This is a genomic window from Corynebacterium tuberculostearicum, assembly GCF_013408445.1.
Classification (GTDB): Bacteria; Actinomycetota; Actinomycetes; order Mycobacteriales; family Mycobacteriaceae; genus Corynebacterium; species Corynebacterium tuberculostearicum.
The window spans coordinates 1,750,207-1,763,188 of the sequence record NZ_JACBZL010000001.1 but is presented as its reverse complement, the minus strand read 5'-3'; the positions used below and the strand labels follow the sequence as shown (position 1 = coordinate 1,763,188).

Genomic DNA, 12,982 nt, shown 5'->3' with positions numbered 1-12,982 from the left:
GAAGATTCGATATATGAACTCATATTGCTCCTCTTTACAAGAGCTTCTTTAAAGGAAAATCCTTGCTGATCCAGATTCTTTCCTTGGCACGCTCATTTAAGTCCTCATAGTAGCTTAAGAAATCTCCGATGGACTGCGCTTTTGCATCTGCAGCTTTCTTTCCTCCAGCCCATACAATTTTGTCCGGCTCGGAAAAATCTGCTTTAAGGATTGGATAGTCGCCAGCTAATGTGTCGAAAACAATTGAATCGGCGATTTCTTCGTATAAATAAGGTGACCATGTATAGCGTTGGTAGCCGGCCTCATATCCGACAATTGCCGTCCGTTTTGAGGCTTTAACACGGAGGGCAAGGGCGATCTCGAAATGAGAAGGCCATTGCACTATGAATAATGGAGCTATATCTGTCTTGCTTTTATAACTGTTTTCGTCAGCTATCCATTTGTCTAGTGCTGCCGACAACTTTATTGCTAATCGGCCAATATCGATTTGTTCGATATCTACCCACATAAATCTTCCATTCCGCGCTTCAGAGTTTTAGTTACGCCTATCACTATCCCCTAGCGATGTCCTTAAAACTAGGGATTGTCGAGCTGAACCAGCCAAGAGCTTCTATCCTGCCATTTATAGGTGGTTTTCTCCGCCAATCAGATGATGAATTTGACGGCTCTGGCCGTGTCGGGTAGTAGCTATTTACGATGACCTGCTGGTGGATACGAGTCATCTCGTATTAAGTGGTCAAGTCCGTTCGTGGCAATAGTCAAAAGGAAAATCCTTTAATCCTGCATCCATATTTGATTCGAAGCATCATTAAAATCGAGTAAGTCGTTCCATGTAGAAGGAACGAAACTTTTCCTATCTGTTTTCAACCAAGTGATACGGTTTGGATCCTCAAAATCGAGTTCTTTAAGAAATGGTTCACCAGCAATTTCGTATGCCCATAAGTCGTGGACATTTTCATACTCAACCGAGTATTCTCGAAAAGTTCCCTCAGGGTGGAAGATGGCTTCAAACCCCACAAAGGCTGTACCGTTAGGTGTTTCTACTTTCAAAATAATGTATAAGAAGGTATTAATCCAAGCAGCGGCGCCATGGAACCTTGGCAATGATGTGGCGGCTTCACCCCTAAACTTATTTTCACTCAAAGCATCCTTATTAAGGATTTCCGCCAAACAAAATGCAGCAGTCTTTAAATCAAAATGACGCTCTGGGGTTACTGTCATTTCCATAAATCCAAAGTGGGAATATCTGTACTAAACCAGCTGGGGGCCTTGTCGCTCATTCCATGAGTACCAGTATTGTAAACGGGATACATAACAATCACATGGGGTAAGGAAGTCGCTCCTGCGACTTCTGCGGCAGCACCAGCTGGTTAGTTTGTGCCATTGGTTCATTTCGTCCAATCGATGAAAATTGGGTTAAGGGTTAGAAAGTGTGTCTGGGATCGGGGATTTTTAGGTTCTGACCTGTAGGTTAGCGTGAAATATATGCTTTGGGAGCATATATCTGGCCTCAACACGGTAAATCCCCAGTGTGGCTGCCAGTCTGTGGTAGTAGGCGGTGGTGTGGTGACTCAATGCCAAAGAACCGACCACGCTGCTACTGCGGCGGTGATACCAAACGCAATGGAACAACCAGCAAAGGCACTACCCGATGGCGATGTAAGGCCTGCGGAGCCTCAGTCAATAAAAGTCGGCCAGATGTCACAGTAGCAGACCACCAGTCCCGTTAGACCCCTGAGCGTAGCTACATTCCCACTGTGCACAGTCCTTACACTTGCATACTTGGCAAGCATTAGACTTGCATGCACAGCAAGTGTTACACTTGCCTTAGTTGCAAACCAGGGAGGTTGGCGTTAGGGAGAAGAACGATGAGCGACGACCTTAAGATCATTCACGACGTTCAAAAGCGCACCACGTGGAAACAGAGCTGGTGGGCGGTGGCGATAGTGGCGCTTGGCGTCGGCGGCGGTCTCGCGCTAACCAAGCTGTCATGGTGGTACGGCCTCGCGGTTCTTGTACCGACGTTCGTTCTGGGCTATCTCCTCAAGGATAAGATTGCAAACCCATTCGTGCGCCTCGATCCAAATATGGGTCCGAGCAACGATCTCGCAACCTGGTCACGAGTATTGCTACCCGGTGCAATGATCATGTCTACAACACCGACGCCTGATACTTGGCCGTGGATGATTGTCTGCGGCGTCGTTGTCTCTACGGCGATGGCATGGATGTTGTATGAGAACCGCAATGCCGCCGTAAAGGGCGTCAATGTCTAAGGAGTCTACGCACCAATCAGCCAAGCTAGATCCGGTCATCCACCCCATCAATCGGCTTAAAATTTGTGCCACGCTGTTCCATTCAGGCGCAACCGACGGCAGGCAGATGAAATACGCCGTGCTTGCAGAACTCACCGAGCTTCCCGCCGATACGCTTTCCAAGCAGTTGAAACATCTTGAGGACAGCGGCTATATCAGCCGCACCCGCGAATATGGCTCCACGCGCGCGAAAGACGCCGTCTGGGTCGCGTTGACCCAGACTGGAACAGGAGCCTATGCACAGCACGTTGCCGCACTCAAAGCCATGACAGAGGGCTCATAGGCTGCGCAGCCACTGCATAATGTGCTGCCACAACTGCGGAAATTCGAGGTAGCCGTCACTCCCCAGGAAGTGCCCACCGTTCTCAATGGTAGTGAGCGGAGCCGAGAAAACGTCGGCAAGCGTGATGGCTGTATCTAAAAACAGAACTGCCCGACGATCCCGTAGAAATCGCCAGGCAGTCCAACTGGGGCCAGGACCAACTCGCCAAAGTACAAACCCTGACCCACAACGAGAACCAAGCCGACCACGAAACAGGACGACCAACCCTCTACGACAACGCTATCGACACCAACTACACCCATTCAATCGGCATCCAAAAAGGCCAAATCTAGCCCAAGCGACACGCCGAGCCAGACACACATTTTGACCCTTAACCCTGAAAATCATTACCACAAACAAAAGTGACCTTAACTAGAGCAGCTAGTTAAGGTCACTTTTCTCGCATCACCATTTTACGATTTAATTACGCTCAAACCGTAAACGGACGTCCGTAGTCAATGTACTCATTACTCTTTTCCTGGAACGGAGCTAAAAGGTAGCGGCTTTTCCATGGGCAAGGAACTCTCCACAGATAGTAATCATTACCTACATATCCGTCTTCCCGTAGCACTCCTTCTGTTTCAGGTTGGGGGCGTACAACTCCATTAAACTTTTCGGGGATAAGGGCTCTACGACCTACTGGATCTGTCCACTGGAAATCATGTTCCCATCCTTCGTCAAAATCACACCCATCGAAATAAACTAATACCTCACTCGGCGAGCTGAGAGAATGGGGAGGGTTCTCTATCCGAATTTTCTCGTACCAAATGTCATGGTCTACTTTTTTCCCTTCCTCAATCCACTCGAGAATCTCTTGCTCATCAAAACTGGCACCTGCAAAAACCTGGATTGCACTACCCTGGATTGCACTACCATGCGAGTCTAGAAGGAAGCGTTTGACGTAGGCGAGATAAATATTAGATATTTGCATTAACCGAGTCCTATCTTTTAAAGGTTGCCAGGAACCTTACATTCAACGCGAGCCGGATTACTATAAGCCCTCGCATAATAGGTTCCCGTTGAGGTAACAATTGTTCCTTCAGTTACCCCGATAGATGAGGTTTCGACGTCTCCAATGCAATCTTGTTCCACTTTACGCGAGCTGTACGGTGCTGTTGCAAAGTTAGGTGGAGAGCAGCGAAGACTCAGTTTCTCATTCCCTGATGGCCGCGGCGTGTGGGCGTCGTTAGGCCGTCTCGAAGACCCGGTTGACGATCACCGCGTCCGGGTTCGGTTGCCCGTAGGCAAACATCGCGCCTTGCCCTTTCCGCCCAATGACGGCCCATGGGATTGGTACCCCTCGGCAACAGAAGAAACAAAGCGCGCCTTATGTAGGCGATTTACCGAAGTACGCGAGTTTACTTCCGTAGGAAAATCTCGCGTCCTAGAGAAAGAGGAGGTGCTAGAAAGAATGCTAGCTAGCTAGTGCGGTAGTAATAAAAAGTAGCAACCTAGCTCGCCTATGTGTACACATGAAATCATGTCTACACGTAAACGTCCGCCCTCACCCGCTGCCCAAGCTGCCCGCGCCCGCCTGGAGTCTTTCGCCCCGGAGGCTGCTCATCGCCTAGGCGAGCACTACACCATCGAGGACGTCCAAGTCGCTACCCTCCACGCCCTGGAGCTGCCGCCGCCACGCCCCCCGCGCTTGTATCGATGAACGTACGCGTGCCTGCTGACCTCAAGGCTCGAGCGACTGATGCGGACCACTCGCGCGGCGTCACCCTGCAGGCCCTTGTGGCCGAAGCACTAGAAGCTTTTATCGAACAAGGGCGCTAATCGTGATTCAAGTGGCGCTGTTTGCACTGTTCCAACTGGTTGAATATTACGACGAAAGGAGCGGTGGCGACTTGCTCATAGGGGCTTTCCTGGCCCTACTGGTGGTCGGAATAGGGCTGTTCATTGGGGCCGCTAAAGTGAAATTCCCTTCAATAATTTTTATTGTTCAGGGGCTTGTAATCACAGTCGCTTTTCTTACTGGTGCGGAACCAGAGTCCGGCATAGAGGGGGTTGGTTGGATCATGATGCTTACTGTTCTTCAAACCCTTAACTTAGGAATAGCGTGGAAGGCTTCGACAAAAATAAAAAGCACTTGGAAAACGGCATGACTAAGGAGCGGGCAATGGCCGACATTGTTCATGAAGCCCAAGACACGCACCTGTGCGCCTTGTTTATTGGGGCGCACGGGGATACTGGAGACTACGAGTACGCGCTAGACGCCGCCAACAGCGCAGCCAAACACCTGCAAGCAATACAAGCGGAGTTGCCTGCGACTTCCCCACTGGCCCGCGACGCCGGAATGCTCGCCAAGTTCGTGCGCGCAGCACAAAGAAATCTGTCTCAACAGAGGCCTGCAGATAAGGTGCTGTTGCAAAGTTGGGCGGAGAGCCGAGACGACCCAGTTTCTCATTTCCTGATGGCCGCTGCGTGCCGGCGTTCTCAGGCCGTCTCGAAGACCCGGTTGACGATCACCGCGTCCGGATTGGGGTGCCCATAAGCAAACATCGTGCCCTGACCTTTCCGTAATGAATGCATCGCTTCCATCCCTTTCAACGTCCGGTAGGCGGAAATTCGGTTTTTGAACGCCCCCTTCGGTCCCAGGATTCTTTTAAGTCGGCCATGATCTCCCTCGAGAACGTTGTTCAGGTATTTCACCTGCCGGTGCTCCACCGTCTGAGGGCAGATTCCCTCCGCCTTCAGCTCGGATATTGCCTTGGCCAGAGCTGGTGCCTTGTCGGTGTTGATGACCCGCGGGGACCCGGCTGTCGTATTCGATCGCAGCGTCTTGGCCAGGAAACGCTTGGCCGCAGCCACATTCCGTTTTGGTGAGAGGTAGAAGTCTAAGGTCTGCCCACCGGCGGTAATAGCCCGGTAGAGATAGCACCACGTGCCGCCGACCCGGATATAGGTCTCATCCACCCGCCAGGACCGGGCCTGCCAGTCGGGTACCTGCCGGTACCAGCGAGTGTGCTTATCCAGCTCAGGGGCGTATTTCTGCACCCAGCGGTAGATCGTGGTGTGATCGACTGGCACACCCCGCTCGGTCATCATTTCTTCGAGGTCGCGGTAGCTCACGCCGTAGCGGCAGTACCACCGCACCGCCCACAGGATGATGTCACGGGGGAAATGCCGACCGGAGAAGATGCCCATGGCTCTGATTATTTCACGCCGGTCTTTCTACTGCCCCAACTTTGCAACAGCACCAGTGAGCCGTCTCAATCAACGTCTCCGGTCAGTACAGCTAGGGGGGCCGAGTGAACATTCATGTCGCGAACAGCTAGACAATGAGGTTAACTAATCCGACAAGATTTTGACATATTTTCCATCGTTGATGACAGAAGGGCGCATTCCATGAGCGGAAACGAATTTTTCCAAAACTTGCCTGATGATACAGATGCGTTAAAAGCTCTCTTCTACTTATGCGCTGACCAGTTCGGCCAAGACCCAAACAAGCGCAAGCAAGCAAAACAAATACTAAAAGCGATATCCGAAAAAATCATCCACCAAACAGACTTAGAAAAATTCCGGGGCAGCTCAGAAATGCTGAACGCCCAGAATTTACGCCAAATTGGCCTAGTGATCTCTCAGGCAGCTGCGACAGAACACGTCGCGGGGCAGATCATTGCAGTCTCAAAGTCTGGCCCATTTGATCCGCCAATTGATAAAGCATGGACACGCTCAGGAACTCAACTGCAGGAGAGCCTGAAGCCCCATGTGCCCGAGTCCCTCTTGGATCGGCTGAAAACCGCAATTGATCTCCGCAATGAAGTAGCACATGGCTTCCACAGCGAGATAACGGATACCGAAGCATATGAGTTACTTGGGTCGCCTGTGGATGCCATCCAGTCCGGTGATCACATTACCGTGAAAAGGGAACCCAAGAATAGCGCCGCCGCTTTTAAGACTCTTACCTGGAGAGGCGATGCCCTTAAGGAACTCCACAAAGAGCTCATCGCTATTGAGGGTGAACTCGAAAAGACCCTGTGGGAGAAGATCAACTCCCTCCTTTAGCGTAAGGTCCACATCCTCTCGGGATGGTTGAAATCTGTTAGCCCAGGGTCAGTTTCACCGCCATTCCAATTATGGATATTTTCCGGCAGTTCGGGAACATTTCCCCTCTCCACCCGTAATCGTCTTTTAGCTCGAAACCTGCCACGCCATGTCCTATACGTCAGGCAAAGTAGAGGACAAAGACGGTTCGGGGTAGCTACACCTGCTGCGCATAACCCGCCCAGGCACCCTGCCAGTTAATACTTGAGTAACGAAAGAGACACCACACCATGGCTTCATCCACCTCACTTGACAAGGCCGTATGGCAAACCGCCGACACCTACCTGCGCGTTGTTGCAGACGCTCAAGCACACCACCTTCTCCGAATCCATGTGGGATGCGATCATCCAGTACAGCCACAGCCTGTCTTTCTACAACACCTCCGAGCTGTCCCTGGCCACCATCGGCGGCAGCGATGACCGCGTGAAAAAGGCATGCTCACCTAACTCGATGCCTTCTCCCCCAACGTGCGCGAGGTGTGGAGCGCCTTCAAGTTCCCGGAGCTTCTCACCAAGCTCGAGGAGAACAACGTTCTGTGAGGTGTAATCAACTTTTGCAAGTGTTATCTGTCTCGGAGAGGATAAGAATCAGAGCACGATTCTAGAAATAAACGCTTGAGGGTATTTTTCGGCTGTAAAATACAGTGAATTGGTGCAGGACAAAATTTTGGCACATTGAAGTGTGGAGTGTGGAATATGAAGGCTGAGTGGAGCTCATCAGCTTTCGGGGGCTATATGAATTCTCTTTTGAAGAGATATTTCGCTGAAGAAAACCTGATTTCCCCAGGGGCTGTCGAGCTTAGAGCGGCCTGGAGAACTCCCCAATTCGTCTACTGCGTATTTTCAGTAATGAGAGTTACGCGAGGACTTGCGTATGTTGGTATGGAAATGTTCCCAATACCGAGTACTGGGGGCGTCTCTTCGGAGGAAGATACTGCTGTAAAAGGTTGGGCGGATAGGCTTGCTGGCGACCCACTTGTCGGGGACTTGGACTATGGATCAGGAGATAAAATCGAGTGGCTTGGGGAAGTCAGCAACAACGTTCCTCAGCATTTTATGGAATTGAGAAGGATGAAAGCAGACAGAAGGATAGACGCAGAGCTTTACATTCCGCTAACGGGTCACGGCTAACCATTTTCTGATGTCTTATCGGATTTACTTTTGATGAAAATCATTAGCACAAACAAAAGTGACCTTAACTAGCTGCTCTAGTTAAGGTCACTTTTCTCGCATCATGATTTTACGATTTAATTACGCTCAAACCGTAAACGGACGTCCCTCGTACTCATCCTCATTACTCCTATCCTGGAACGGAGCTAAAAGGTAGCGGCTTTTCCATGGGCAAGGAACTCTCCACAGATAGTAATCATTACCTACATATCCGTCTTCCCGTTGCACTCCTTCTGTTTCAGGTTGGGGGCGTACAACTCCATTAAACTTGTCGGGGATAAGGGCTCTACGACCTACTGGATCTGTCCACTGGAAATCATGTTCCCATCCTTCGTTAAAAGAACACCCATCGAAATAAACTAATACCTCACTCGGCGAGCTGAGAGAATGGGAAGCATTCTCTATCGGAATTTCCTCGTACCAAATGTCATGGTCTACTTTTTTGCCTTCATCAATCCACTCGAGAATCTCTTGCTCATCAAAACTGGCACCTGCCAAAACCTGGATTGCTGTATCAGGCTTGATGCTCCTATGTTGTGTCAAGCTGATTTGAGAAGTTCTTCATAAGCCAACCTCAACTCCGGCAAAGGGCGCTTGCCGGTTTCGATATCACTGATTCTCGCCGGGGCACACCCGAGTTTTTCAGCAACCTGGGCTTGCGATAACTGCCTCTCGATCCGTCGAGCTTTGAGTTCATCAACCTCTACCTGGCCCGTTGGAAGAACGGCCTGACCCAAGCACAACACCCGGTAGACCTCCCTGACAATGGCGCGTTTCAGACACCGTAAGATCTCCTTTTTCGACAATCCTTCCTTGGTGCGTTTGGCTACGTAGTCCCTGGTGCGTTGGTCATGATGCATCCGCACCAACGCGATCCGATGCAACGCAGAATTCGCCCGACGATCACCACCCCGGTTGAGACGGTGCCGATGAGTCCGTCCAGAACTAGCCGGAATCGGTGCGGCCCCGCACAGATGAGCTAATGCTGCCTCGGAGTGAATCCGGCCTGGATTATCCCCCACACTGACAATCAGATCAGCAGCCACCACGGAACCACACCCAAATATCGAGGTCACATGCGGATTGATCATCTCAACCAGGATACTGATGTGTTTTTCCAGCTGCGTACCCTGTTTCTGTAAATCACGATAGGTGGTGGCTAATGTCTTCAACGCGAGGAGCACCCCATTTCTGGGGTCGGCCAGGTCAGCTGATGGTCGGCACCGGGACAAGGCCTCCACCATGACCAATGTGGACATCGCACTATAGCGGCGTCGAATCTCATCGGGTGCTGTGACCAGCAACGATTTGATCGTTGTCATCAGTTTCGCTGCTGTCATCACGAGCTGACGGCGGGTGATCTGCAACCCACGGAGGGATTCCACTGGCCCGGAAGTGTCTTTCGGGATGCTTAAGGCTTCCCCGGTGAGCACCTGGCGGGCGGCAGCGACAGCATCAACGGGGTCTGATTTGCCGTCCCGGCGTCGAACGGCCCGGGTAGGGCGTAAGACTTCTACGACTGAGTATTTCTGGGTGCGAAGGTGGCGTGTCAGGCCTGCTCCATAGGAGCTGGTTCCTTCCACACCGACGGTGGTGACACCGTAGGTTGCCATGAACTCTGAAATCGCCACGTAGCCAGGGTTGGTGGCGGGGAAGGTGTCGGTGGCGATGTGCCGGCCGGTGTCCGAAATAACGGCAACAGTGTGGGTATCGGTGTGGGTGTCGATTCCGGCAACGGGGCCGGTGGGGCAGTCGAAAGTGGTAGACATTGGGGATCAGGTCCTGTCTGTGAGCAAACGTGCGGGTGACCCGCGATCCGGGGTTTCCGGGCAGACAAGACGCTGATGGGACGACTACACTAGACACCTGCCGGGGTGGTCACGGTGGAGACGTCACGCTCCTATAAGGTCATGGGCGGATTCACCAGATTGCGGTACAGGGTCGGAACTAACATGGAAGACAGATCACGCTGAAGGCACATGAGGAGATCATGGCCAGTCAAGAAGTGGGTCATTCCACGTGGTTCCGATCCTGTATTCCCATTATCAGCGTCAAGTTGTTTGTGTGTGGGGCTGGGGGTTATAGGTACTTGTCGAAGCGGTCGGGGTAGGCCACGGCCATCTGGTTGATGGCTTGCTTCCAGCCGGAAACTCGAGCTCCTTCCATGAGTCTGCCGGCTGTTCTTGAGACTCGCTTTCCCTGCTTTGCTCTCTTTGCAGCGCGTTTGTCTTCAATGTTGCAGATCATCAACCACAGCGTCTTTATCGCTGATTCATCATTGGTGAATTGCACCCCGTTGCGAGTAGCTTTACGCAGCTCATTGTTAAACGACTCAATGGAATTCGTCGTATAGATGACCTTCCTGGCTGCTGGTGGGAACTGCAGAAACGGGACAAACCGCGCCCACGCATCCCGCCAGACTCTGACTGAGCGGGGATACTTCTCACCCAGCTCGGAAGCCTCGAATTCGGCTAAAGCAGCCCTAGCTGTGGACTCGTCTGTGGCGGTGTAGACCTTCTTCAACGCGGCGGATACAGCCCGGCGATCCCCGTAGGCCACCCACCGGTTCGCGGCACGTATCAGGTGCACGATGCAGGTTTGTACCATAGAGTTCGGCCAAGTTGCCTCCACTGCCTCGGGTAGGCCTTTCAACCCGTCACAGCAGACAATAAAGACGTCTTTAACCCCACGGTTGGACAGGTTGGCGCATACCTGCGCCCAGAAGGAAGCACCTTCTTCCTTGGCAATCCACAATCCCAAAATATGCTTAATACCGTCGAGGTCCACACCGATTGCCATGTACGCAGACTTGTTAACAACCCGGCCGCCATCGCGGACTTTAATGCGCAGCGCGTCCAGGAAAATGACCGGGTAGAACTCATCTAGCTGGCGGTTTTGCCACACCATGACCTCATCCAAGACGGCGTCAGTAACCGCTGAAATCGTCTCATGGGAGATATCAACCCGCATCGCCGTTGCCATGTGGTGCTGGATATCCCTAATGGTCATCCCACCTGCGTACAAGCTGACAATCATGTCATCGACATCAGTTAAACGTCTCGAGCCTTTAGGGACCATAGTTGGGATAAACGTCCCAGTCCTGTCTCTGGGGATATCCACGGTGACCGGCCCGTAGTTAGAATCCACGGTCTTCGAGTAGGTGCCGTTGCGGTGATTGTCTGTCCCAGCTGCAGCTTTGCCGCTCCTGTCGCCGGACTCGTAGCCAAGGTGGGCATCCATTTCAGCATTCAAACCCCTAGTAATCGAGGCTTGCAACATGCCCCGAACCAGGTCATTGGCATCCGTTGTCGACGTGCCTAGGTCATCAATCAGCTTCGCGATTTCAGGGTTAGCAAGCAGCTTCTTTTCAATCGCATCAATCTTGGCCTTATCAGCCGGATCTCGTCTTGTCACAGTAGTCATTCTGGTCCATCTCCTTGTGCGGGTTGGGAACCCACACACAAACCATCAGACACTCTCGGAGCGGTTGAAGGATCATCCATCACCGTTGCTGGCTCGATTGAAGGTCCAGCAATAATCGCCCCAGCAGAGCTTCCCGCATACAACTTTCCATTACGCACGGCGTCAGCAAGAAGCTGATCTGCCCCGGTAGATTTCAGCGCATGAAGCAAGCGGAATGTTTCACCACTCGCAACATAAACGCAATCAGCTTGCTCAAGCTCATGGCGAAAAACACTCAGCGGTGTCTCTGTGAGGTTACCCTCGTTTAGTGGACACCCTATTAGTACGGATCTTGTGTCCGTAGGAGAGGATGTTCATTGTGAGTTCGTCAAGGAAGAAGTACACCCCGGAGTACCGGCAGGAGGCCGCCAGACTGGTCATCGAGTCTGAGCGCCCAATCGCTCATGTGGCTAAGGAAATTGGCGTATCAGCCACAATTTTAGGCAGGTGGGTCAAACTCGAGCGGGAACGCCAAGGCTCGGTAGATGGCCGCAGTGATGCCGATATACGAGCCGAAAACGCTCGCCTGCGTCGTGAGCTAGCTGAGGCCAAGATGGATAAAGAGTTCTTGTCAAAAGCCACCGCCTTCTTCGCTGCGAAGCAACGCGATCGGAAAAATTTGAGCTAATACAGCCAGAGCAAGGCGAACTACAGCATAAAAAGAATGAGCAGGTTATTAGAGGTTTCCCGTTCTGGCTACTATAAATGGCAAAAGGCTCAAGCAGTGCGGCTTCGTGGTGAAAATCAGCGTCAGAGATTCCTCGACCAGTTAGACAGGAAAATTCATGACATCTGGGAAGATTCTGACGAAGTCTACGGTGCCCCACGGATTACTGCAGAACTCGCCGAGGATGGGTTCTATGTGAATCGCAAAAACTGTGGCCAAACGCATGCGGATGATGGGTATTGAGGGCATTTCACCCAGGGCATTTGTTCCTGTAACGACGATTCAAGCCAAGCGTAAGTCCACGCTTCCTGACCTGGTCAAGCGCATGTTTGATACTGGTGAGCTCAACCGAGTGTGGATGTCAGATATTACCTACCTGCGCACTGCTGAAGGCTGGTTGTACTTGTGCGTTATCCGCGATGGACACTCCCGCCGAGTCCTAGGCTGGTCCATGGATAGTGTGCAGGATTCTCACCTGGTTGAACGTGCACTGCGCATGGCTTACACCCTGCGTGGTGAGGTACCCCACGGGGTGGTCTTCCACGCCGATCGTGGTAGCCAGTTCACCAGCGAACAGCTGTGGCAGGTCTGTCAAGAACTAGGGATTGCACAATCGGTCGGCCGTACTGGTGTCTGCTTTGACAATGCGATGGCCGAGTCGTTCTGGTCGACATTGAAGACCGGATTTTACGATCGGAAGAAATGGCGAACCCGCAACGAAGCTAGAAAGGCGGTGGCTCGCTGGATTGAGATTGTCTACAACCGGCGCCGTCGCCACTCGTCCATCGGGATGGTAAGCCCGGTCGATTTTCGAAGCTCAGCTCGCTGATCAAAATGATAATAAGAAAGCCGCTGCTTAACCCCTAAGCAGCTTAACAACGTGTCCACGGTTTGCGGGCAACCCCATAAGGGACTGCGCCTTCCAGTTTAAAGCATCCTGGGTTTAGTTCCTACCTCAGCTAAGAAAGGATTGGGCACTGCTATGCCTAGGAAGTATTCC

At 52.0% G+C, this 12,982-nt stretch carries 15 protein-coding genes and 4 pseudogenes; 11 read left to right on the top strand and 8 right to left on the bottom strand.

Translation table 11 applies throughout. The features are described from left to right. Positions 1-34 precede the first annotated feature (34 nt). Both BJ985_RS08225 and BJ985_RS08220 read right to left on the bottom strand, forming a co-directional pair. A complete protein-coding gene (locus BJ985_RS08225) occupies positions 35-508 on the bottom strand; it encodes a hypothetical protein (protein ID WP_179387167.1) in 474 nt (157 codons plus the stop codon). Positions 509-774: 266 nt separating this feature from the next. Next, positions 775-1,227 carry a hypothetical protein gene (locus BJ985_RS08220; protein ID WP_179387166.1) on the bottom strand — a complete coding sequence of 151 codons (453 nt, stop codon included), beginning with the start codon at positions 1,225-1,227 and terminating at the stop codon, positions 775-777. Positions 1,228-1,574: 347 nt separating this feature from the next. On the opposite strand from BJ985_RS08220, the pseudogene BJ985_RS08215 reads away from it, so the two are divergent. From BJ985_RS08215 to BJ985_RS08200, 4 genes and pseudogenes are all read left to right on the top strand, one after another. Further along, positions 1,575-1,712: pseudogene (locus BJ985_RS08215) on the top strand (transposase-like zinc-binding domain-containing protein); the annotation flags it as partial. A 156-nt stretch (positions 1,713-1,868) separates the two neighbouring features. Then, entirely contained in the window at positions 1,869-2,273 is a 405-nt protein-coding gene (locus BJ985_RS08210) for a hypothetical protein (protein ID WP_049378746.1), read from the top strand. Then, entirely contained in the window at positions 2,266-2,595 is a 330-nt protein-coding gene (locus BJ985_RS08205; protein WP_049378747.1) for a transcriptional regulator, read from the top strand. Before BJ985_RS08210 ends, BJ985_RS08205 begins: the two co-directional genes overlap by 8 nt. Before the next feature lie 125 nt (positions 2,596-2,720). Beyond that, positions 2,721-2,927: pseudogene (locus BJ985_RS08200) on the top strand (IS1249 family transposase); the annotation flags it as partial. A 137-nt stretch (positions 2,928-3,064) separates the two neighbouring features. On the opposite strand, the gene BJ985_RS11765 reads toward BJ985_RS08200, so the two are convergent. Together BJ985_RS11765 and BJ985_RS11880 are read right to left on the bottom strand one after the other, a co-directional pair. Further along, the gene (locus BJ985_RS11765) at positions 3,065-3,565 is read right to left on the bottom strand and encodes a hypothetical protein (RefSeq protein WP_236587132.1); all 501 of its coding nucleotides are present in this window, start codon (positions 3,563-3,565) and stop codon (positions 3,065-3,067) included. 255 nt (positions 3,566-3,820) lie between these two features. Further along, positions 3,821-3,904: pseudogene (locus BJ985_RS11880) on the bottom strand (IS6 family transposase); the annotation flags it as partial. Positions 3,905-4,114: 210 nt separating this feature from the next. On the opposite strand from BJ985_RS11880, the gene BJ985_RS08190 reads away from it, so the two are divergent. Genes BJ985_RS08190 through BJ985_RS11755 form a run of 4 tightly spaced genes read left to right on the top strand, consistent with a single transcriptional unit; the run spans position 4,115 to position 5,131 of the window. Then, positions 4,115-4,294, top strand: a complete 180-nt coding sequence (locus BJ985_RS08190) for a hypothetical protein (RefSeq protein ID WP_179387165.1) — start codon at positions 4,115-4,117, stop codon at positions 4,292-4,294. Beyond that, the gene (locus BJ985_RS11760) at positions 4,291-4,413 is read left to right on the top strand and encodes a hypothetical protein (protein WP_257020387.1); all 123 of its coding nucleotides are present in this window, start codon (positions 4,291-4,293) and stop codon (positions 4,411-4,413) included. Before BJ985_RS08190 ends, BJ985_RS11760 begins: the two co-directional genes overlap by 4 nt. Before the next feature lie 2 nt (positions 4,414-4,415). Continuing rightward, positions 4,416-4,742 (top strand): hypothetical protein, encoded by a 327-nt coding sequence (locus BJ985_RS08185; RefSeq protein ID WP_179387164.1) that lies wholly within the window; start codon positions 4,416-4,418, stop codon positions 4,740-4,742. Then, entirely contained in the window at positions 4,697-5,131 is a 435-nt protein-coding gene (locus BJ985_RS11755) for a hypothetical protein (protein WP_236587131.1), read from the top strand. Before BJ985_RS08185 ends, BJ985_RS11755 begins: the two co-directional genes overlap by 46 nt. Here the strand turns inward: BJ985_RS11755 and BJ985_RS08175 are convergent. Next, entirely contained in the window at positions 5,074-5,784 is a 711-nt protein-coding gene (locus tag BJ985_RS08175) for an IS6 family transposase (RefSeq protein ID WP_005326899.1), read from the bottom strand. The two genes, BJ985_RS11755 and BJ985_RS08175, sit on opposite strands and share 58 nt — an antisense overlap. Positions 5,785-5,985: 201 nt before the next feature. On the opposite strand from BJ985_RS08175, the gene BJ985_RS08170 reads away from it, so the two are divergent. Together BJ985_RS08170 and BJ985_RS08165 are read left to right on the top strand one after the other, a co-directional pair. Continuing rightward, entirely contained in the window at positions 5,986-6,645 is a 660-nt protein-coding gene (locus tag BJ985_RS08170; protein WP_179387163.1) for a hypothetical protein, read from the top strand. 734 nt (positions 6,646-7,379) lie between these two features. Then, positions 7,380-7,814 (top strand): hypothetical protein, encoded by a 435-nt coding sequence (locus BJ985_RS08165; protein WP_179387162.1) that lies wholly within the window; start codon positions 7,380-7,382, stop codon positions 7,812-7,814. A 578-nt stretch (positions 7,815-8,392) separates the two neighbouring features. Here BJ985_RS08165 and BJ985_RS08160 read toward each other — a convergent pair. The 3 genes from BJ985_RS08160 to BJ985_RS08150 all read right to left on the bottom strand — a co-directional run bounded on the left by BJ985_RS08160 (position 8,393) and on the right by BJ985_RS08150 (position 11,596). Next, on the bottom strand, positions 8,393-9,622 hold the full coding sequence (locus BJ985_RS08160) for an IS110 family RNA-guided transposase (RefSeq protein WP_005324630.1): 1,230 nt from the start codon (positions 9,620-9,622) through the stop codon (positions 8,393-8,395). Between the two features lie 310 nt (positions 9,623-9,932). After that, complete coding sequence (locus BJ985_RS08155; protein ID WP_179387161.1) at positions 9,933-11,276, bottom strand: IS256 family transposase; 1,344 nt, start codon at positions 11,274-11,276, stop codon at positions 9,933-9,935. Further along, positions 11,273-11,596: a Type 1 glutamine amidotransferase-like domain-containing protein gene (locus BJ985_RS08150; RefSeq protein ID WP_179387605.1), complete on the bottom strand. Its 324-nt coding sequence runs from the start codon at positions 11,594-11,596 to the stop codon at positions 11,273-11,275. The genes BJ985_RS08155 and BJ985_RS08150 overlap by 4 nt, the downstream gene beginning before the upstream one ends. Positions 11,597-11,625: 29 nt before the next feature. Between BJ985_RS08150 and BJ985_RS08145 the strand changes: the two are divergent. Beyond that, positions 11,626-12,811 (top strand): annotated as a pseudogene (locus BJ985_RS08145) (IS3 family transposase). Positions 12,812-12,982: the final 171 nt, after the last annotated feature.

Bases quoted from the DNA above. Each gene is read 5' to 3' on its own strand.
- BJ985_RS08225 (WP_179387167.1), bottom strand. From the start codon at position 508: ATGTGGGTAGATATCGAACAAATCGATATTGGCCGATTAGCAATAAAG.
- BJ985_RS08220 (WP_179387166.1), bottom strand. From the start codon at position 1,227: ATGGAAATGACAGTAACCCCAGAGCGTCATTTTGATTTAAAGACTGCT.
- BJ985_RS08210 (WP_049378746.1), top strand. From the start codon at position 1,869: ATGAGCGACGACCTTAAGATCATTCACGACGTTCAAAAGCGCACCACG.
- BJ985_RS08205 (WP_049378747.1), top strand. From the start codon at position 2,266: ATGTCTAAGGAGTCTACGCACCAATCAGCCAAGCTAGATCCGGTCATC.
- BJ985_RS11765 (WP_236587132.1), bottom strand. From the start codon at position 3,565: ATGCAAATATCTAATATTTATCTCGCCTACGTCAAACGCTTCCTTCTA.
- BJ985_RS08190 (WP_179387165.1), top strand. From the start codon at position 4,115: ATGTCTACACGTAAACGTCCGCCCTCACCCGCTGCCCAAGCTGCCCGC.
- BJ985_RS11760 (WP_257020387.1), top strand. From the start codon at position 4,291: ATGAACGTACGCGTGCCTGCTGACCTCAAGGCTCGAGCGACTGATGCG.
- BJ985_RS08175 (WP_005326899.1), bottom strand. From the start codon at position 5,784: ATGGGCATCTTCTCCGGTCGGCATTTCCCCCGTGACATCATCCTGTGG.
- BJ985_RS08170 (WP_179387163.1), top strand. From the start codon at position 5,986: ATGAGCGGAAACGAATTTTTCCAAAACTTGCCTGATGATACAGATGCG.
- BJ985_RS08165 (WP_179387162.1), top strand. From the start codon at position 7,380: ATGAAGGCTGAGTGGAGCTCATCAGCTTTCGGGGGCTATATGAATTCT.
- BJ985_RS08160 (WP_005324630.1), bottom strand. From the start codon at position 9,622: ATGTCTACCACTTTCGACTGCCCCACCGGCCCCGTTGCCGGAATCGAC.
- BJ985_RS08155 (WP_179387161.1), bottom strand. From the start codon at position 11,276: ATGACTACTGTGACAAGACGAGATCCGGCTGATAAGGCCAAGATTGAT.